Annotated in this window: 19 protein-coding genes; 10 read left to right on the top strand and 9 right to left on the bottom strand. The window is 40.5% G+C overall.

Going from position 1 to position 18,422, the window contains the following annotated elements:
- Positions 1-5 precede the first annotated feature (5 nt).
- The 6 genes from EBF12_RS05670 to napA are packed head-to-tail and all read right to left on the bottom strand — an operon-like array spanning position 6 to position 6,526.
- Entirely contained in the window at positions 6-368 is a 363-nt protein-coding gene (locus EBF12_RS05670) for a chaperone NapD (RefSeq protein ID WP_121726793.1), read from the bottom strand.
- Positions 368-1,414, bottom strand: a complete 1,047-nt coding sequence (locus tag EBF12_RS05675; RefSeq protein ID WP_121726794.1) for a WD40 repeat domain-containing protein — start codon at positions 1,412-1,414, stop codon at positions 368-370. The genes EBF12_RS05670 and EBF12_RS05675 overlap by 1 nt, the downstream gene beginning before the upstream one ends.
- Positions 1,415-1,416: 2 nt before the next feature.
- Positions 1,417-1,956: a nitrate reductase cytochrome c-type subunit gene (locus EBF12_RS05680; RefSeq protein WP_121726795.1), complete on the bottom strand. Its 540-nt coding sequence runs from the start codon at positions 1,954-1,956 to the stop codon at positions 1,417-1,419.
- The gene (napH, locus tag EBF12_RS05685; RefSeq protein ID WP_121726796.1) at positions 1,953-2,882 is read right to left on the bottom strand and encodes a quinol dehydrogenase ferredoxin subunit NapH; all 930 of its coding nucleotides are present in this window, start codon (positions 2,880-2,882) and stop codon (positions 1,953-1,955) included. Before napH ends, EBF12_RS05680 begins: the two co-directional genes overlap by 4 nt.
- On the bottom strand, positions 2,882-3,703 hold the full coding sequence (napG, locus tag EBF12_RS05690) for a ferredoxin-type protein NapG (RefSeq protein ID WP_121726797.1): 822 nt from the start codon (positions 3,701-3,703) through the stop codon (positions 2,882-2,884). Before napG ends, napH begins: the two co-directional genes overlap by 1 nt.
- A gap of 9 nt (positions 3,704-3,712) precedes the next feature.
- Positions 3,713-6,526, bottom strand: coding sequence for a nitrate reductase catalytic subunit NapA (gene napA / locus EBF12_RS05695; protein WP_121726798.1), 2,814 nt, complete (start codon positions 6,524-6,526; stop codon positions 3,713-3,715).
- 318 nt (positions 6,527-6,844) lie between these two features.
- On the opposite strand from napA, the gene EBF12_RS05700 reads away from it, so the two are divergent.
- From EBF12_RS05700 to EBF12_RS05735, 8 genes are all read left to right on the top strand, one after another.
- Complete coding sequence (locus EBF12_RS05700) at positions 6,845-7,459, top strand: HAD family hydrolase (protein WP_279629420.1); 615 nt, start codon at positions 6,845-6,847, stop codon at positions 7,457-7,459.
- 141 nt (positions 7,460-7,600) lie between these two features.
- A complete protein-coding gene (greA, locus tag EBF12_RS05705; RefSeq protein ID WP_208630955.1) occupies positions 7,601-8,089 on the top strand; it encodes a transcription elongation factor GreA in 489 nt (162 codons plus the stop codon).
- A 3-nt stretch (positions 8,090-8,092) separates the two neighbouring features.
- Positions 8,093-8,536, top strand: a complete 444-nt coding sequence (dut, locus tag EBF12_RS05710; protein WP_121726800.1) for a dUTP diphosphatase — start codon at positions 8,093-8,095, stop codon at positions 8,534-8,536.
- Between the two features lie 34 nt (positions 8,537-8,570).
- Complete coding sequence (locus EBF12_RS05715; RefSeq protein ID WP_121726801.1) at positions 8,571-9,251, top strand: hypothetical protein; 681 nt, start codon at positions 8,571-8,573, stop codon at positions 9,249-9,251.
- A gap of 15 nt (positions 9,252-9,266) precedes the next feature.
- The gene (locus EBF12_RS05720; RefSeq protein WP_244196396.1) at positions 9,267-10,271 is read left to right on the top strand and encodes a plasminogen-binding protein; all 1,005 of its coding nucleotides are present in this window, start codon (positions 9,267-9,269) and stop codon (positions 10,269-10,271) included.
- Positions 10,271-10,891: a type III pantothenate kinase gene (locus tag EBF12_RS05725; RefSeq protein WP_034585674.1), complete on the top strand. Its 621-nt coding sequence runs from the start codon at positions 10,271-10,273 to the stop codon at positions 10,889-10,891. Before EBF12_RS05720 ends, EBF12_RS05725 begins: the two co-directional genes overlap by 1 nt.
- 32 nt (positions 10,892-10,923) lie before the next feature.
- Positions 10,924-11,532, top strand: coding sequence for an ATP phosphoribosyltransferase (gene hisG, locus EBF12_RS05730; RefSeq protein ID WP_121726802.1), 609 nt, complete (start codon positions 10,924-10,926; stop codon positions 11,530-11,532).
- Between the two features lie 18 nt (positions 11,533-11,550).
- The gene (locus EBF12_RS05735) at positions 11,551-11,895 is read left to right on the top strand and encodes a hypothetical protein (protein WP_244196397.1); all 345 of its coding nucleotides are present in this window, start codon (positions 11,551-11,553) and stop codon (positions 11,893-11,895) included.
- A gap of 109 nt (positions 11,896-12,004) precedes the next feature.
- On the opposite strand, the gene EBF12_RS05740 is transcribed toward EBF12_RS05735, so the two are convergent.
- The 3 genes from EBF12_RS05740 to EBF12_RS05750 form a co-directional block, all read right to left on the bottom strand.
- The gene (locus EBF12_RS05740; protein WP_121726868.1) at positions 12,005-12,196 is read right to left on the bottom strand and encodes a hypothetical protein; all 192 of its coding nucleotides are present in this window, start codon (positions 12,194-12,196) and stop codon (positions 12,005-12,007) included.
- A gap of 105 nt (positions 12,197-12,301) precedes the next feature.
- Positions 12,302-12,910 carry a tetratricopeptide repeat protein gene (locus EBF12_RS05745; protein ID WP_121726803.1) on the bottom strand — a complete coding sequence of 203 codons (609 nt, stop codon included), beginning with the start codon at positions 12,908-12,910 and terminating at the stop codon, positions 12,302-12,304.
- The gene (locus tag EBF12_RS05750) at positions 12,907-13,821 is read right to left on the bottom strand and encodes an SEL1-like repeat protein (protein ID WP_121726804.1); all 915 of its coding nucleotides are present in this window, start codon (positions 13,819-13,821) and stop codon (positions 12,907-12,909) included. Before EBF12_RS05750 ends, EBF12_RS05745 begins: the two co-directional genes overlap by 4 nt.
- A 201-nt stretch (positions 13,822-14,022) precedes the next feature.
- On the opposite strand from EBF12_RS05750, the gene traF reads away from it, so the two are divergent.
- Together traF and EBF12_RS05760 are read left to right on the top strand one after the other, a co-directional pair.
- Positions 14,023-15,753: a conjugal transfer protein TraF gene (gene traF / locus EBF12_RS05755; RefSeq protein WP_244196398.1), complete on the top strand. Its 1,731-nt coding sequence runs from the start codon at positions 14,023-14,025 to the stop codon at positions 15,751-15,753.
- A 403-nt stretch (positions 15,754-16,156) separates the two neighbouring features.
- On the top strand, positions 16,157-18,220 hold the full coding sequence (locus EBF12_RS05760; RefSeq protein ID WP_244196399.1) for an AAA family ATPase: 2,064 nt from the start codon (positions 16,157-16,159) through the stop codon (positions 18,218-18,220).
- The last annotated feature ends 202 nt before the right edge of the window (positions 18,221-18,422 follow it).

The following is an 18,422-nucleotide window of genomic DNA, read 5'->3' on the forward strand; positions in this document are numbered from 1 at the left end:
TTGTATTAACTATTTTTGCTTTTTCCCATAAGATGAGCGATTGAACCTGAATAGGCGATATTTTCAGCTGGAATTGAATCATCATTTAAAAACTCAATAACGCCATCTTGTCGGGACACAAGCTGTGCGTTTAGCTCATCTTCTTGGTAGGTGTAGTGCATATTGGCATTAATCACACCGGGCAAAGATTCTAAATGCTTATTAATCGCCACTTCCTCCTGTGTGCTTTTAGCTTCAAGCACGACTATGATTTGAGATGAAGTCTCATCTTCTAGGTAGATTTCACAGCCTTGCACTTCTAAAATTGCCTCTTTGACAGAGTTGAAGGCGGATTGTATTGTTTTGACAACAATGCTTGAAATATTCATTACTTTGCTCCTAATTGCCAAATTACAAAATGTTTATCATCGCTACCGACAATCAATGTTTGCTCATCATAGAAAATAAGCGTATTGATAAGCGAGGTTGCACCCTTAAGTGTCAAAAGCTCTTGCTTTGTAGTAAGATTTATAATAGCAATGTCGTTTTGCTCATTTTTGCTATATGCTCCAAGTGTGCCATTTGGGGAGATTCCAACTGCATAGATAAGAAACTCACTTTGAATCTTTGTAGCATTTTGCAAGGTAAAAGGAGTGCTACTATTTGTCTTAAAAGTGTAGATTGCCATTTGCCTATCCACGCTTGCTGTAAGGATTGTATTTTGCGTAGAGACGATTTGGTAGTTATTGTCCTTGTTAATCATATCAAGTCGTTTAAGAATCTTGCCATCAGTAATGTTAATGACATTGACAATGCCAGATTCATCAGTGCTAAAGATAAATGGAGGATTCACGCATAAATCTGAAAAACCTGCAAGGCTGGGGTGGGTATTGTAAATAAAAGTTTTGCTTTTTAAATCAAAAAGCCCAATTTCATTACTTAAAAAGCCAACAACTAATTTATCTCTATCGTAAGCCACAATGCGTTTGGGAGAAGTGCTTGTCTGCAATAGGGGCTTTAGATTCTGCGGGGATTGTAAGGGTAGTTCCAGAATCTGCTTTGTGCCTTTAGAGCCTTCCGCAAGGACAAAAAGTGTTTTGCCATCAAAAGTTGTTATATCATATATTCGTGGCATTTGGGAGTTGCCAAAATAATTGTGTATGGGGGGTAGAGTGAGCGTTTGTATTTTGTGGGTTTTTTGGGATTGAAGTGTAAAAATATCAATCTTCCCCCCAGCATTGCCCACAAAAATCATATTGTCAAATGTGCTAATATGGGTGAGAATCTCATCTGTTTGTATGATCTGGGCATTTTTGCTTGTTAGCTCCATAGGCTTTGCGTGTAGAGCTTGAGCCAAAAAGATGACACAAAGCCCCACAAACAAGCTAAATTGCACAAAAACACGCAAGTATGAAGCAAATCTACAAAGATACATTGTTACTTGACACCTTCATTTAAGACATCAAGAAGATTTGATGAGTTTTTGCTTTCAGCATCGCGAAAATCCGGTGCAAAAGTATTTGCAACTGCTGGGTTAATGTTTGCTTGTGGTGTATGGCAAAGCACACAGTTAAAACGAGCGTGGGAAACCTGCCCTAAATCTTTGTTTGTGCGTAAGTCGTGTGTATGTGAAGCAGGAACAGCCACCGCACCCACATCAGCTGCAACAGCAGGATCGTGGCAAGTAAGGCACATATTATTATCCTGTGTGATAGGGAGCATATCCTCAACATTATGTGGAATCATAGGCGGAGCATTTTCATAGGAGCGTTCAATTTTGGTGCTTTCCCCCGCCTCTAGTTTAGAATACTCATATTCAGGCAATTTTACATCTTTTTCATCTTGTAAATCTACCTTACGCAAACCAATCTCCGTATCTGTAAGAGCCTCACCTTTTTGTGTTTCTTGTGAATCTGAACACGCAAAGAACGCCAACCCAAGCAATCCAATCATTAAACCTTGAAGCCATTTTTTCATTTTTTCTCCTTTTGTGTAAAATTTAAAATACTAAAATGCAATGCATTATCATCGCATGCCTCAATACATCTTCCGCAACGCAAACAAGTCATTGTTTTTAAGATTCCATCTTGTTTGCCAATGGGCTTTAATACCTCTGGTTCAGGGCAAACTCGCACACATTCCATACATTTTGTGCAGTTTGCAAGTGTGTGTCTTACACGCAAAAGTGCAAATCTGCCAAGTAGGGAATACATCGCCCCAAGCGGACAGATATGCCCACAAAAACCATTTTTCAGCACAAATAAATCAAAGCAAAATACAGCAAATACAGCAAAAATACCAAACCCCATACCAAAAACCACACCACGATGCAGCATAGAAATCGGGCTAATAAGTTCAAAAGCAGCTACGCCAAACAAGCCACTTAGCAATAATCCTAGCCCCAAAATCACAAAACGCGTTGAGCGTGAGATAAAAAGTTTGCGTTGAGCAGTGTTGAATCCAAGCTTATCACGCAAGAAATTTGCAAAATCGGTTACAAGATTAATTGGGCAGACAAATGCACAATATACCCTGCCTAAAAATATCCCATAAATTGCCATTACAAGCAATGCTCCAAGTAGCACATCAAGGGCTAATCCACCACCAGCTAGAAAGATTTGCATAACGCTTAAAGGATCAGTTAGGCTAAAGATTCCACCAAACCAGCTTGAATGACTAAGATTGCCTTGCACGATATGGCTAAATATACTCGGCTCTTTGGCAAGAACAGAGCTAGAATCTCCCACTAGAGATTCTATATTGCCTCCAAAAATCCCCACCTTCTCTTTGTATTGCACATTTTTAAGAGTAGCAATAGAGTAGTTTCCCAAGATAAAAAGCACAAGAATGCTTATTTGGCAAACGCGTCTTAGTAGAAGGTATTTGACTTTTGCAAACTTCATTATATATCTCCGTCATTGAGATAATCTAGGCTACCACTTGTTTTTTGCTTTTTATTTTTTTGCTCTTTTATCTCAAAAAGACGATTTTCATCTAGGCTATCCCAGCCTTTTATGTAGTTTGTCCCCATTTTGCCCAAAGCCACACTACGAGGCAGAACAATAATGGTTGGAAGCTCTGTTACACAGGCTTTCTCACACATTCCGCAGCCCGTGCAGTAATCACTATCCACCACAGGGAGTAAGAATCCGTGTTTGCCTGTGCGTTCATTGCGTTTGTACTCAAGCTTGATTGCTTTATCAAGCAAAGGACACGCACGATAGCACGCATCACATTGAATCCCAGCATATGCTACACAATGTTTAGAATCCACAATCGCCACGCCCATTGTCGCATTATTAATATCAGGCTCTTTGTGTTCCAAAGCATCTACTTCTAGTTTTTTTGGCTGATACAAACGCTTTAAATCCAAAGCATCAGTGGGACAAGCCTCTGTGCAGGGAATGTCTCTACACATATGGCAAGGCACTTTTCGTGGCTGAAAAAAAGGTGTGCCAAGTGCTGTATCATCATTTGGTGTGGCAAGTTTGAGTGTGTAAAATGGGCAAGATTCCACGCAAAGCCCACATTTGATACAGCTTGCGATAAATTCTGCATCATTCTTGCTTGCTCCCGGAGGACGCAAGATATTGCCATTACCAGCTTTTGCAACATTCACATATGCACCCCATACAAACGCACCAAATAGGGCAAAACCTGCATTTTGTCCTATTTTGAGTAAAGCCTCTCGCCTTTTGGGATTGCTTGGTTGCTGTATTTTCACTTAGAATCCTTATGCCTTATAGATTTTTACCGCACATTTTTTAAAGTCTGTTTGCTTTGAGAGCGGACAAGTCGCATCAAGACATACTTTGTTTATAAAGACATTTTCATCAAACCAAGGCACATAGATAAGCCCCTTTGGAGGGCGATTTCTACCGCGTAGGTCAAGCTTTGCTTTGACTTTGCCACGGCGAGATTCTACCCACACGATTTGATTTTGTGTAAGATTCTGTTTAGCTGCATCATCTGGGTGCATATAGCAGAGTGCTTCAGGCACGGCACGATAGAGTTCAGGCACACGCATAGTCATCGTGCCAGAATGCCAATGCTCTAGCACACGCCCGGTGCAGAGCCAAAGTGGATAATCTTTATCAGGCATCTCACAAGGATCCATATAAGGACGGAGGAAAATTTTTGCCTTATTATCAATACTTACTTTTGCATCACTTGGGGCATTGAGTGAGCCAGCAGGCATACTTTTATCTTTGTTGCCATAGAATGCAAATGCCTTGCCATTACCAAGTTTTTGAGCGTAGAAGTCATATTTGGCGTTAAATCTCCATTGTGTTTCTTTGCCATTTACAACAGGCCAACGCAACCCTCTCACGCGATGATAAGTATCAAAATCAGCCAAATCGTGAGCGTGTCCTAAGCCAAATTGGCGATACTCTTCCCAAAGGTATTTGTGAATAAAAAATCCATAGCCCTTAAAGTCCTCATCATTGCCATCTTTAATCGCACGATTATCCCCAAATACTTCAGTATTGAGTTCATCTTTCAGCAAAAGATCATTCGTGCTAAAGCCTTTTGCATTTTTATTTGCAAAAAGCACATCATAGAGTGTATCACTCTCTTTATACCCCATAGCCTTAGCAGATTCTAAAACAGGCTTAAGTTCAAGGTTAGCATATTCCTTGCCCCATACCTCAGCAAGTGTAAAGCGTTTGGCAAATTCAGCCATTTGCCAAATATCAGGCATAGCCTCACCCGGAGCTATAACTTGTTGTTTCCAGTGCTGTGTGCGTCTCTCTGCATTCCCGTAAGAACCCCATTTTTCATAAATCATTGCCGTTGGCAAAATAAGATCGGCTACCTTTGCACTCACTCCCGGATAGCACTCACTCACAACGATAAAGTTATCAAGCTCTCTTGCTGCTGCAATCCAGTGATTAGCATTAGCTGTATTTTGCCAAGGATTATTTACTTGCACCCACGCCCATTTAATCTTGCCATCTTCTAAATCACGCATAATTTTAAGATAAGGTGAGCCTACCTTGCCATTAAGCGTTCCGCTAGGGAGATTCCAAATTTTTTCAGTGATTTCGCGATGTTTTGCATTTCCAACAACCATATCCGCAGGAAGCCTATGTGTGAAAGTCCCAACCTCACGAGCTGTGCCGCACGCACTTGGCTGTCCTGTGAGTGAGAATGCACCGCTGCCGGGCTTGGCTTGTTTGCCTAAAAGCATATGCACCATATAGCTTTGTTCATTAACCCAAGTGCCTCTTTGGTGCTGATTCATACCCATTGTCCAAAAACTCACAATCTTACGATTTTTATCAATGTAATAATCCGCTAAGGTTTGAAGTTTTTTCTTATAAGATTCTAAATCTTCATCGGGATTGCCTTTTGAGAGTTTTGCCACAAAATCAAGGCTATAAGGCTCTAAGCCTTTTTTGAAGTCTTCAAAGCTAATGCCCCAGTGGTTTCCAGCTGCATCTGCTTTATCCATTTTCATTGTATCTCCGGCTTTTATCCCAAGATATTGCAAGGTAACGCCTTCTTCTTCGCTCACCACTTTTGATACTTCTTTAGCGACAATGTCTTTTTCTTCAGCTTTAAACTTGGCGTGATTTGGGTTATTTCTCATACCATAGCCGATATTGACAAAGCCCGTGCTAAAGACGCAATTTTCTTTGACAAATGTAGAATCTACTGCATTGCGATTAATAATCTCGCGTGCGATATAGTTCCAAATCGCTAAATCTGTATGTGGCTTAAAGATGATTTCCATATCTGCTAAATCCGAAGTTCTATTCGCAAAAGTTGAGAGATTAATCACCTTGACATTGCTATTGCTTAGCTTTCTATCGCTCACACGACTCCAAAGCACAGGGTGCATTTCTGCCATATTTGCCCCCCAAGTAACGATAGTATCGGTTAGTTCAATATCATCATAACAGCCAGCAGGCTCATCAATCCCAAAAGTTTCTATAAAGCCCACAACCGCACTTGCCATACAATGTCGTGCATTTGGGTCAATATTATTACTTCTAAAGCCGCCTTTGACAAGTTTTACCGCAGCATAACCTTCTTGAATCGTATATTGCCCAGAGCCAAAGACTGCCACACCCGTTGGTCCAAGCTCGTTGTAAGCTTTTTTAAACTGCTTTTCCATTTCATCAAAAGCACGCTTCCAGCTCACCGGTGCAAACTTACCTTTTTTATCAAACTCACCATTGCTATTCACACGCAAAAGAGGTTTTGTAAGCCTATCTGCTCCATACATAATCTTGGCACAGAAATAGCCCTTAATGCAGTTTAGCCCTCTATTTACAGGAGCTTCTGGGTCGCCTTTGACAGCCACGATTTTGGCTTGTCCGCTACTATCTTTTTGGGTAGCGACCATAATGCCACAGCCTGTTCCGCAGAATCTACATACCGCTTTATCCCATTTCCAAAGTTTTTGTGCATTTTGTGCCTCTGCACTCATTGCACTAGGGATACTTAGCCCCACACTTGCTGCTGCTGAAGCTGCTGCCGCACTTTTGATAAACTCTCGGCGTGAAAGTGTGGGCTTATGCTCTTGCATTTTCTTTGTCATAAAACCTCCTTAAACAATGTTGTTTGACATTTGGGGAATCCAAATGTTTGAGGCAAGATTCTAAACTTAGATTCTCATTTTACTACTTGATGAAAGTCAATGTGAGTTAATAAAAATTTTACTTTTAATCACTCTATCTTTATACTTATAAATATATTTCTATTTAGCAATGTGTGCAGAATCTTTGACATATTAGATAAGCTTGATTTGTAAAATTCCTTACAATACATATTTTCGCTGTTTAAGGAATAAAGATGAAATAAAGAATATATCATGCTTTTTGATTTAGATGGGACGCTTGTAGATTCTACATAGGCTATTTATGCGAGTTTCTCTCAAGCCTATCTAGCGATGAATGACACGCCTCCAAGCCTAGATCAAGTCAAATTGGGCATAGGACATACTTTAGAATCTATGTTTTTACAAAATGGTGTCAAAAAGCAAAGTGTAGATGAGTATGTGAAGCATTATAGAGTGGCGTATCGTGGGCTAATGGAGCAAGGCACTCATCTATTAGTTCACGCAAAAGAAGCCATAATCTTAGCCCATAGTTTTGCGACACTTGGCGTGGTAACGACAAAGCGGGGGGGGGATTTCTCGCAGATTCTGCTTGATAAGCTTGGCGTGTGGGAGTATTTTAGCGGTATTGTTGGTATAGAATCTGTGAGTAGCCCAAAGCCCCACGCAGAGCCGATACTTAAAGTTTTGGAAATGTTGGATAAGGATAAGGAGATTCAAAGAGATAGAATCTATATGATAGGTGATACAATCCTTGATATACAAGCGGCAAAAAATGCTAAGATTCAGGCTGTTGTGGTGCTGTGTGGCTTTGGCAAAAAGGAAGCAATGCAAGAATCTCAAGCACCTTTATGTGAAAACACACTTGAAGCAATAAGGTGGATTCAGCAAAATTCAGCAAGGGATTTATCTTAAGTTCCGAGGTTTAATTTATGTTTATTTAACGAAGTTTGGCTATGATTTCGCTTTTTTGAGATATTTTTCAAGGGTGTTGTAGCCAAAATGTAAAATAAAAAATGCAAAGAAAATATAATCTTAAATATTGCGGGGAAAATAATGGCAGAACCAATGACAAACTACGGCTATGAAAAGCTATGTGCGGAGCTAAAGAATCTTAAAGAGATAGAGCGTCCAAAGATTGTGGTAGAAATAGATGTAGCACGCTCTCACGGAGACTTGAAAGAAAACGCAGAATACCACGCCGCAAGGGAGAAACAAGCTTTTATTGAAGCAAGAATTAATGAGCTTGGGCTTATGCTCTCTCAAGCTCAAGTCATTGACCCTGCGAGTTTAAAGCACGATAAGGTGAGCTTTGGCTCAAGTGTGAAGATTCTAAACCTTGATACCGATAAGGAGTTTGTCTATACGCTTGTAGGCTCAATGGAGAGCAATCCATCTAAAGGGCTTATTTCTGTTTCTTCGCCTATTGCCAAGGCGTTAATGGGAAAAAAGCAGGGCGATGAGGTGGGCATTATGCTACCTAGTGGCGAGAATGAATTTGAGATTTTAGAAGTGTTTTATAAAGAGATTGTGTTTGGGGATTAGGCTATGAAACAGGCTCGTATTAAGATTAAAAAGCTTCATTTAGATGCAGAGATTCCAAAATATCAAAGTATAGAGGCGGCGGGATTTGATTTGCATTCCATTGATGAGTGTGTGCTAAAAGCCGGAGATAGGGCAGTGATTAGCACAGGATTAGCCTTTGAGATAGAATCTGGCTTTGAAGTGCAGGTGCGTCCAAGGAGTGGTTTGGCACTAAAAAATGGCATAAGTGTGCTTAATACGCCCGGCACGATTGATAGCGATTATCGTGGGGAGATTAAGGTGATTTTAGTCAATCATTCGCAGGAGGATTTTATCATACGCAAGGGCGATAGAATCGCACAAGGCGTGGTGAATGAGATAACTCAAGCGGTGTTTGCTGAGGTAGAAGAGCTAAGTCAAAGTCAAAGGGGAGAATCCGGCTTTGGCTCTTCTGGCGTGAGTAAGTGAAAGTAAGTAAAGATAAACAAGGCAAAGGAGTTTTATGAGTTTGCAATCAAATCTCAAAGAGGTGAGAGAGGAATTTAAATCTGATGAAAGGATTTTAGAAAATGCGTTTCGTTTAGAAATTTTGTGGAAGCGGTATCGCAAGTATGTATATGTGGCTGTGGTTTGTGTGGCTGTGGCTTTGATATGGTGGGGTGTGAGCGTGTATATGCAGGAGCAGAGAGCAAAAGAGGCGAGTGCGGCTTATGCGGTGCTTACACAAGATTCAGAAAATAAAGAAGCTTTAGAATCTTTGCAAAAAGCAAGTCCAAAGCTGTATGAGATGTATAAGTATTTTAATGCTAATGGTGATAAAGCAGTGTATGAGGAGCTACAAAATTCTTCTTTTAAACTTATTGCAAATCTTGCTCAGTATGAGATAGCGACTTTATCTTTGAGCGAGAAACTCAAAGATAAAGAGGCGGTGAAAAATGTAGATATTGCAGGGGAGATTCAGTCTTTAGAAAATGTGGAATACAAGGCGTTGAGAGATTTAGCGATTTTGCAAGAAGCGTATGTGTTGTTTGGGCAAGATAAGGTTGAAGCAGCTCACCAAAAGCTTATGCTTATCGCTGAAAATTCGCCTTTTGCCGCAGAAGCGATTATGCTTAAGCATTTTGGGCTTGATGACTTGGCTAAAAATGCACCAACTAGCACAAATACAGAATCTAAGCCTTAAAGATTTGGTGGCAAAATGATGAGAAAACTTCTTTTATTTGCGTGTCTTTGTAGCCTTGCTATCTTTGCGGGGTGCAGCTCTAAGAAACATTTTAAACCAGAGATAATAAGTGGCAAAATGGAGTTTAAAGACAAGCTAAGTTCGCCCATACAAAGCGTTTCAAGGCAGGGAGCTATTTTAAGGGATAATACGCTTATTACTTTGGAAAATGGTATAACGCCCATTGTGCTAGAAAAGGGTTATAGGTTTTTGGCACAAGATGGGGATAGTTATGCGATACAAAAGCAATGCGATGAGATTCTTATTGTGCGGAATGGAAATGAGAAACTCCATAAAGTGCCTTTTAGCTCCTGTGTGCTAACTGCGAGTTTAAAGGGCGATAAGTTGGCTATGGTGCTTATTGACAACACGCTTGTGTATTATGACATAGCCAAGCAAAAAGAGATTTTTTCGCAAAAATACCCAAATGTCAGTGCGATAAACTCTTACCTTGCTTCACCTTTAATGAACGATTCGTATGTGATTTATCCGGATTTGGAGGGTAAGATTCTTATTTATAGTATCGCTCAAAATAAGATTGTTAAGGATATTTTAGTCAGTAGCGATAAGTTTTTTAATAATGTCATTTATCTTCACGCTAAGGGTGAATACCTGCTAGGTGCAACAGCAAAGCGTGTGAGTGCGATTATCAATGATAAGAGCTTTAAGTATGATGTGGATTTGCGTGATGTGAAGTTTTATAATGATAAAGTGTATGTGCTAGGCATTGATGGGGAGATTTTGGAGCTTGATCATACTTTGAAGTTGTTGCGTAAGGTGCGTTTGCCTTTTGCGGTGCTAAGTGGCATTGTGATACAAAATGACACGCTTTATACGCTTGAAAAGGGTGGCTATGTGATAGTGTTGAATCTCAAAGACTTTGCACCATTAGTGTATAAAAGCAATCTTTCCAAGAAAAAAAGCCTTTTTTACACCAAGGATAGTATATTCTACGATAAGGTTTATAAAAGGTTTGAGTAATGCTATTGTGCGATGTGGGGAATACTTTTTTACATTTCTATCATAATGGTAAGATTTGGAAAGAAAAGCCCTATGCCCTAAGCAAGAAAAAAGAGAATCTGCCTATATATTATATCAGTGTCAATGAACGCTTTGAGCGATGTTTGCTTGCTTCGCACCCATATTGTGTGAATATTGGCGAGTATATTGAGATAGAGAGCGAGTATAAGGGGCTTGGCGTGGATAGGCGTGCAGCGTGTAAGGCGGTGCAAGATGGCGTGATTATTGATGCGGGAAGTGCCATTACTGCGGATATTATGCAAAATGGAATCCACCTTGGTGGCTACATTATGCCCGGACTTAGTGCGTATAGAAAAATGTGTGCTGACATCTCCCCCGTGCTTGATATAAAAATAGAGCCAAGTGTGAATCTCTCCGCCCTACCGCAAAATACAAGCGATGCCCTAAGCTTTGGGGCGATAAAAAGTGTGATTTTGATGATAAAAAATACCACACGCACAAAAAAGATATTTTTCACAGGGGGCGATGGCAAGTTTTTTGCACGATTTTTTGAAAATGCCATTTATGATAACACGCTTGTGTTTAAGGGTATGCAAAAAGCCCTTGAGAAGCATATCTAGCAGAATCTAAAGAAAATCTTAAGGGAGACAAGATGATAAAAGTCGCTTTGCCAAAAGGTCGCATTGCCAAGGAGAGTTTAGCGTTGTTTGAGCGGTTGTATGGGGCGGGATTTGCCTTTGATGATAGGAAGTTGATTTTAGAGCATAGGGACTTTACCTTTATGCTTGTAAGAAGTCAAGATGTGTCTACTTATGTAGCTCACAGGGCGGCAGATGTGGGGATTGTAGGGCTTGATGTGATAGAAGAGCAACAGCTTGAAGTCATAAAGCTTTTAAATCTACAAATCGGGCAGTGCAAGGTTGTTGTTGGCTCACCTTGCGGGAAAAGCCTTGATTTTCAAAAGCCACAGCTAAAAATCGCTACAAAAATGCCAAATATCACGCGTAAATATTTTGCTAATAAAGCCTTATCTATTGAGACGCTTAAGCTCTATGGCTCTATTGAGTTAGCCCCGCTTGTTGGACTAAGTGATGCTATTGTGGATATTGTGGAGACAGGTAGCACGATGAAGCAAAATAATCTTAAAATTGATGAAGTGATTATGGAATCTAGTGCGTATTTGATTGCTAATACAAATAGCTTTTATGAGAAAAAAGAGCAGATTCTAGCGTTGTATGATAATCTTAAAAGCACACTATAAGGGGGCAAAGGGGGCAAAATGAAAAAGATTCTAAAGATTCTGTTTTTATGTTTAAGCGTAGGTCTATGGGCTGGAGAATGGGAGATGTTTTCTGATGGCAAGGATACTTATATCTATTCCACAAATACAGGCGAGATTTATATCCGTCATCAAATGGGGAAGAAAAACTATGAAGATGTATTTGTCAAAATGCCCCGTGGTATGCAACCAAATGAAGTGAGAAACCCTCGCCAAAGCTCCATATCTCAATCCCCACAAACGCCCCAAACCCCTAAAGATTCAAGTGAAGCAGAAAGACTCAAAGATATGCAGTTAAACGCGTTGAAAAAATCCCAAGATATGCTCAATGCTGCTATTGAGTAGGGCTTAGATTCTGCGTTTTTGTGCTTGTGCTTTACTAAAATCTTGCTTTGCTAGAATCTTGTCATACTGAGCTGTAGGCGAAGTATCTACATTCTTTAAAATTCTTTTTTTAGCTAAGGGGGAGAGGCTTGAATTGTGAAGTCGCTCTCTCCCCCTTAGCAATCCCCCACTCCGACGACACTTTCAAGGTAGGCGATTCACGCAGTGAAACGCCACCATTGATTTTATGCGTGGCAAGGGTGTGCCTTGCCACTGCGGTGGTTGCTGAATCGGCTTGAGATTCTACGGCTTTCTCCGTCATTGCGAGACTTCCGCAGGAAGTCGTGACAAAGCGTATCTTCTTTAGCAATCCATATAAAAACACAAATCCCAAAGCTAGAACCCACTCACAGAATCTGCCCAAAGCCTAATTCATCTCTCTATACAAATCACAGCCTTGCTGATAGCCTAAATAACAAGCTTGTCCGTAGAAGCTTAAAGCCGCTTGTCTGCTTTTTGCCACACCTATGCCCTTAGCATACATATCGCCTAGATTCACGCACCCTGCCACGCTCCCGCCAGCACAAGCCCTTTCATAAAGATTTAAAGCGTCCGCATAGCTTTTACTTACAAAAATCCCCTCTTGTGAAAGCACCCCTAGATTATTGCACCCATCAGGCTCAAAGCGTGAGCAGGAGAATTTATACAGCTGCAACGCCACGCCATAGTTTTGCTTCACACCTAGCCCATTTTGATATAAGATTCCAAGGTTGCTACACGCTTTTAGCACCCCACCATCACAAGCTTTTTTGTAAAAATAAGCAGCTTTGTTATACCACTGCACGCCATTTTCGCCTTTCATATATTCGTGTGCGACAAAGTAGCAATCACTCGCACTGCCTTCATTGCAGTTTTGTAGATACTCCGCCACTCTCTTTTTCATATCTGCACTTTCATAGTTATTCATATTTTCATCAGCTAGCCACGCCCCAAACGCAACAGCACACATCACACCTAGTGTCAGCAAGATTCTCATCTTTTCTCCTTTAGTTTCAGGGCTTTGTATTCTTCGCACCCCTCTTGGAATCCCAAATCACAAGATAGCCCATAATACTCCATCGCCTTTTTCTTATCTTTTTTTAGCCCCTTACCAGTAAAAAGCATTTCCGCGATATTAAAACACGCCCTATCATCTCGTGCCAAACACGCATCACTATAATACAACCCCGCTTGTTTATAATCCCGCTTTATCCCAAGCCCCTCTTCAAACATCACACCTAGATTATTACAGCCCCTAGGGTAGCCAGCTTGACAGGATTTGTGATAGAGATTGAGCGCGACTTTATAGTCTTGTCGCACACCTAGCCCATAATGATACAAGATTCCAAGTGAGCTACAGCTCTGCCCAAAGCCCCCATCACACGCTTTGTAATAATAGCTCGCACTCATCGCATAGTTTTGTGCCACACCGCTCCCTTGAAAGTAAAGCGTCCCAATAGCGTGGCACGCTCCCAAATCCCCATCATAGCACGCATTTTCATAGAGTCTTATAGCGGTGCTAAACTCCCCATTAAGCCACGCATTATACGCTTCTTGCAATTCACGCGAGGGCTGTGCATTAGCATTGTATGAGGCTTGTGCTTGTGGCGTGGTGGCTGAAGGTGGCGTGATTTCTTTGGAGTGTGGAGTTTGCATAGATTCAAGCGGGATTTCTGGCATTGGCACTTGAGTTTCACTCAGCGTAGAATCCGCAGGTGTAGAATCCACAAGTGCGGAGTTTTTCTCAATCTGTGGAGCGATATACTCGCTATTTGGCGTTGGGCTTAGTGCAGTTGAGCTTACAATATCGCTCTCACTGCCAATAAGGCTTGTCGCCACGCCCAAGCCCACAACCAAGCCTATGATATACAATCTCGTGATATACAATCTCGCCTTCCGTAGTATCATTATTATTCCCTTCCGCGAATAGAATTTTATCTAAAAATATGTATGCTAAAAGTGTTCCTTTTTTAAGATTCTAGCAAAAATTTTAAAAACTTTTATGCGAAAGTCTGTAAAATGGCACGATTTTTTCTTACTTAAAGATTCTAATAAATGTTTATAGAGGTGCATATGCGACCAAAACACAAAAAAATGGGACATAGGACAATGAGACATAAAGTAATGGCACTAGCGATGTGTGCGGGAGTAAGTGGCTTTGGCTTGGAATTTGGCTCTATGGGGCAGGTCTCTGCTGGTATGGGCGGGGCTGGTGTGGCTGTGCGTGATTCTGCGTGGGGGCTATACTATAATCCCGCATTGCTAGGATCGGATAGACGCACGAAAATGGGCTATAGCTTTGGGATTCAGTTCAAAGAGCAAAATCTTTTGCAGCTTGCCACCATTGATGTGGCAAATTTAGAAAAACTCCCCGATACGCTTACAAATCAGCTCACCGGTCCAAGTAGTGGCGGCACAAGTGTAACAATCGGCGGACAAAAGGTTGATGGTGCGTTGGGTGGAATGCTTAATGCTCTTTTTCCAAGTAGCGGTGGCACCATTGATAAGGACGCTGTGCAAGGACTTATGCAGGAAGTAACAGGCACACAAACAACTTGCACTGATGTAAAAGATTGTTGGGGTAAAATTACTGATCCAACGGCGTTAGAGAATTTGAAAGATAAGCTTGCAGGGGCAGCCACAGAGGGAGGCTCTCCGCTGATAGGAAGCATTATTGGTGGTGTTGATGTAGGTAAGTTGCCTGAAATTATGAAAGAAGTCTCAAGTGGGAATTTTGATGCTAATACTATGTTGCAGCAAGTAGGGAAAATAACTATCGCAAAAGGGGCAGATTCTGTTATTGATAAGCTTTTAAATGACTTTGGCGTGGTAGATGGGGCGTTAAAGGGCAATGATGTGAATCTGGCTACGCAAAATGGCTTTGTCTTTCAGTTTGCTGGGGATAAAGGCTCAAGGCGAGTGGAGAGCGATAGCTTAGGCACAATCAATGTCCAAGAGATAGATTTGGGGCGTGGAGCTGTGGGGATAGGGCTATTTGCTTCAGCATTTTCTAATGCCTCCGCACAGATTGATCCAAATAATAATAAGCTCATTTTTGACTTAGGCAGGAAGTATTATCAGGCAAGTATTAATGGTAATAGTGTAACGCTTGAGTATTTGGTAACTCAAAGTAATCTCAATGGCTCAATTATGAATCCACAGGCACAGCATACTTTGTATGCCAACGCCTTAGCCCTTGTGGAGATTCCAATAGGCTATGGGCATACGATTTTTACACCTATGGGTGATGTGAATCTAGGCTTGGCGGTGAAATTTATCCAAGGGATTGGCTATGGTGATAAGGTTAATTTTGCTGTAGGGAATATGCCAAGCGTGAGTGTGGATAAAAATAAAATGGATATGGCTCAAACCTTTGGACTTGACTTTGGACTGCTCTATTCGCCAAGATTTGTGAAGAATCTTCATCTTGGGCTTGTGGCTAAGAATGTCAATTCCCCCACCATTAACCGCACGGGTGTGGCAGATACGACACTTCACCCGCAGGTGCGTGCAGGGGTGAGCTATGAGATGATGGACTTTCTCACTTTTGCCTTTGATGCAGATGTGCTGCCAAATGAGACACTCTCACTCTCAAGCCCCAAAAGTCAGTTTTTTGGCGGTGGGGTGATGGCGAACTTTAAAAAGGTGGATTTCCGCCTTGGGGCTATGCAGGATATCCGCTCAAATGCGGGAGAGGGACTAATCCTAACCGGTGGGCTAAATCTCTTTGGATTCTTAGATGTGGCTATGCAGTATGGGCTAGGGCAGAATATCACTATACAAGGCATAAATGTGTCAAACTATATGAGCTTACGCGTAGGCGGGCAGTTTAGCTTTTAATCAAAAGGAGTTGTTGTGATGTTAAGATTTTTTGTTGCTGTGTTGAATATAGGTTGTAGCTCTTAATAAAAAGTTTAAATCCTATCAATCCTTGAATCTTGCCAATCATAGTAATCCAACTCTCATCAAGTAAGATTCTGTCCTTACTTTGTGAGCTACAAAATCCGCAAAGATTCTTTAAAAAAAACACAAGTATTTGTCATAACGCTGTCAAATGCTTGTGTTATAACTTCACTCAACAAAGCGATACTTCACTTTGCAATACACATAAGGAGCGAGTATGGCAACACAAGCACAAAGAGACAATAAAGTTCTAAGCAAATTTAAAGCAAAAATGCAGAGAGCATTAAAAAAAGCAGATGGAATGCTTTTAGATTCTAGCGCACAAGCCCTGTAAAAGCTTTTGCCCTTTAAGCCCATAGCCAATGATAAAAACTATGACAAAAAGCTTTTTGTCGCACACTTAATGAATCTTGTCCCGCATTTGGTGGATTTTGATGAATGCTTTAAGCTTTTTAGAAAAAATTTTAATGCAGATTTGGCTAGTTTTAAAGATGAAGCTATGGTCGCGGAGTTTATCACGCCCTATCTTTTAAGGCATTTTCATACATTAAAGCCTAAAGCCTTTGTGCGTAAGAATCTTAAGCTTTTACAAGAGTGCTTTGGATTAAGTGGGTTAGAGACAAATATCTTATATGCAGTTGATTTATTTGAGAAAATAGGTAGATACTATGATGATGATAAACTTGATTATTTTGAGTTTTGTTTTCTTTTAGGTGGTGTATTACATACTAATCCTAAAAAGATACAAAAGCTACTTATGGCAGATATGCCACTGAGAAAGTTTGGCTTTATTAGTAGTGGATATAGGCGTGGTGAATTTGAATTAGAAAAGTTTGCTGAAAGACTTATGATAGAACCTTTTAACAAACAAGAGATGATGAAATCCCTTGCTAGAATCTATCCTAAAAGCACACTTGAAAGAGCGGATTTTAGCTATATGCAAAAAGATTTAGATATGTTGCTGTCATTTTGCAAAAACGCCAAAAACCCTAGCATTTTTCTCTATGGCAAAGCAGGAGTTGGCAAAAATGAAATCGCCGCTCTTATCGCAAAAGAGTTAGATAAGGAATTATGGGAGATTTATAATATCAATGAGAAAGGCGAGATTGAAGATGATAGACTTGAGCAGTTTATAAGAGCTCAAGCTATGCTAAATGCGGATAAATCTGTGATTTTGCTTGATGAGTGCGAGGAGTTTTTCCCTAACTTAAATGCGAAATACAATGAAGATAAGGCAAGTAAAAATACGCTCAATAAAATGCTAGAATCTGTGAAGATGCCAAGTATTTTTCTAAGCAATAGTGCGGATATTGACCCGGCGTTTTTGCGGCGATTTGGCATAGTGCTTGAAATCCACGCCCCACCAAAAGAGAAAAAACAAGCAATGATAGAAAAATCCCTAAAATCGCAAGGAATACGACTAGATTCTATGATTATTAGTCAAATTAGTGAATCTTGTCTTTCACAAGGGGTGCTTTTGCAAGCTTGTAAGGTAGCAAAAACTCTAGCCAAGCACAAAAGCACACAAAGCCCAAAAGAGCGACAAAAGCACATTAAAGAGAGCTTTATCCAAGTGCTAAATGAGCATTTAAAGCTACAAGGGCAAAAGCTCATTTCTATTAATGTGAAAAAAGAGCAGAATCTACCTTATGATATGAGTCTCATTAATGCAAGTGTTGATATGAAAGCTTTGTGTGAAAGGATTAAAAATGTATGTGGGATAAAAGATTCTCTATCGCAAGATTCTACACCATTACAACAAGGCATTAGAATCTTAGCATACGGAATGGCAGGAAGTGGTAAAAGTGAGTTTGCCAAAGCCTTAGCAAAAGAGCTAGATAAACCTATAATGTTAAAAAAGGCGAGTGATTTACTCTCTATGTGGCTAGGAAAGAGTGAGCAAAATATCGCAAAAGCCTTTAGTGAAGCGGAGCAAAAGGGAGCGATTTTAGTGCTTGATGAAGTGGATAGCTTTTTACAAGATAGAAGCGGGGCAAGTCGTAGCTGGGAGATTACACAGGTTAATGAAATGCTTACACAAATGGAGAGTTTTGCTGGTATATTCATCGCTACAACAAACTTTATGGATAATTTAGATAGGGCGAGTATCAGGCGATTTGATATGAAAGTGGAGTTTAAACCACTAGATTCTACTAGGCTTATAAAGGCTTTTGGGCTATATGCTAGGCATTTAGGCATTAATGATTATGTAGAATTTTTAGAATCTAGCTTTGCTATAAGGGCGTTGGAGAAGCTAGATAATATTTGCTTTGGAGATTTTGCATTAATTGCAAGAAGTGCTAATTTTACGCCACTCACTTCTTCACAACAATTATTAGAGAAGCTACAAGAAGAATCAAAGCTCAAAGATACACATACAAATACGAGGAAAATGGGGTTTTAGAGTCTGCCTTAGAATCCACTTTTGGGTGCTGCCTTTGGCATTTGGGGACTTAGGTTGGCTTAAGATTCTAGGACATAGCGGCTTAGAATCCTTATCGCGTTTTGCGTTGCATTTTTTTTGATTACAATGCGTGCGTTTATTTTATTTGATAAGGAGTATTTATGGGTAGTCAAATCTACAAACCACAAACCATAGAAGAGCT

The organism is Helicobacter labetoulli (genome assembly GCF_003670275.1).
In the GTDB taxonomy this organism is placed as follows: domain Bacteria; phylum Campylobacterota; class Campylobacteria; order Campylobacterales; family Helicobacteraceae; genus Helicobacter_C; species Helicobacter_C labetoulli.

Excerpts from the sequence above, each read along its gene's own strand:
- EBF12_RS05715 (WP_121726801.1), top strand. The coding sequence starts at position 8,571 with ATGAGTTTGCAATCAAATCTCAAAGAGGTGAGAGAGGAATTTAAATCT.
- EBF12_RS05740 (WP_121726868.1), bottom strand. The coding sequence starts at position 12,196 with ATGACGGAGAAAGCCGTAGAATCTCAAGCCGATTCAGCAACCACCGCA.
- napH (WP_121726796.1), bottom strand. The coding sequence starts at position 2,882 with ATGAAGTTTGCAAAAGTCAAATACCTTCTACTAAGACGCGTTTGCCAA.
- napA (WP_121726798.1), bottom strand. The coding sequence starts at position 6,526 with ATGACAAAGAAAATGCAAGAGCATAAGCCCACACTTTCACGCCGAGAG.
- EBF12_RS05675 (WP_121726794.1), bottom strand. The coding sequence starts at position 1,414 with ATGTATCTTTGTAGATTTGCTTCATACTTGCGTGTTTTTGTGCAATTT.
- dut (WP_121726800.1), top strand. The coding sequence starts at position 8,093 with ATGAAACAGGCTCGTATTAAGATTAAAAAGCTTCATTTAGATGCAGAG.
- EBF12_RS05725 (WP_034585674.1), top strand. The coding sequence starts at position 10,271 with ATGCTATTGTGCGATGTGGGGAATACTTTTTTACATTTCTATCATAAT.
- EBF12_RS05720 (WP_244196396.1), top strand. The coding sequence starts at position 9,267 with ATGATGAGAAAACTTCTTTTATTTGCGTGTCTTTGTAGCCTTGCTATC.
- greA (WP_208630955.1), top strand. The coding sequence starts at position 7,601 with ATGGCAGAACCAATGACAAACTACGGCTATGAAAAGCTATGTGCGGAG.
- EBF12_RS05750 (WP_121726804.1), bottom strand. The coding sequence starts at position 13,821 with ATGATACTACGGAAGGCGAGATTGTATATCACGAGATTGTATATCATA.
- EBF12_RS05680 (WP_121726795.1), bottom strand. The coding sequence starts at position 1,956 with ATGAAAAAATGGCTTCAAGGTTTAATGATTGGATTGCTTGGGTTGGCG.
- traF (WP_244196398.1), top strand. The coding sequence starts at position 14,023 with ATGAGACATAAAGTAATGGCACTAGCGATGTGTGCGGGAGTAAGTGGC.
- EBF12_RS05735 (WP_244196397.1), top strand. The coding sequence starts at position 11,551 with ATGAAAAAGATTCTAAAGATTCTGTTTTTATGTTTAAGCGTAGGTCTA.
- EBF12_RS05670 (WP_121726793.1), bottom strand. The coding sequence starts at position 368 with ATGAATATTTCAAGCATTGTTGTCAAAACAATACAATCCGCCTTCAAC.
- EBF12_RS05745 (WP_121726803.1), bottom strand. The coding sequence starts at position 12,910 with ATGAGAATCTTGCTGACACTAGGTGTGATGTGTGCTGTTGCGTTTGGG.
- hisG (WP_121726802.1), top strand. The coding sequence starts at position 10,924 with ATGATAAAAGTCGCTTTGCCAAAAGGTCGCATTGCCAAGGAGAGTTTA.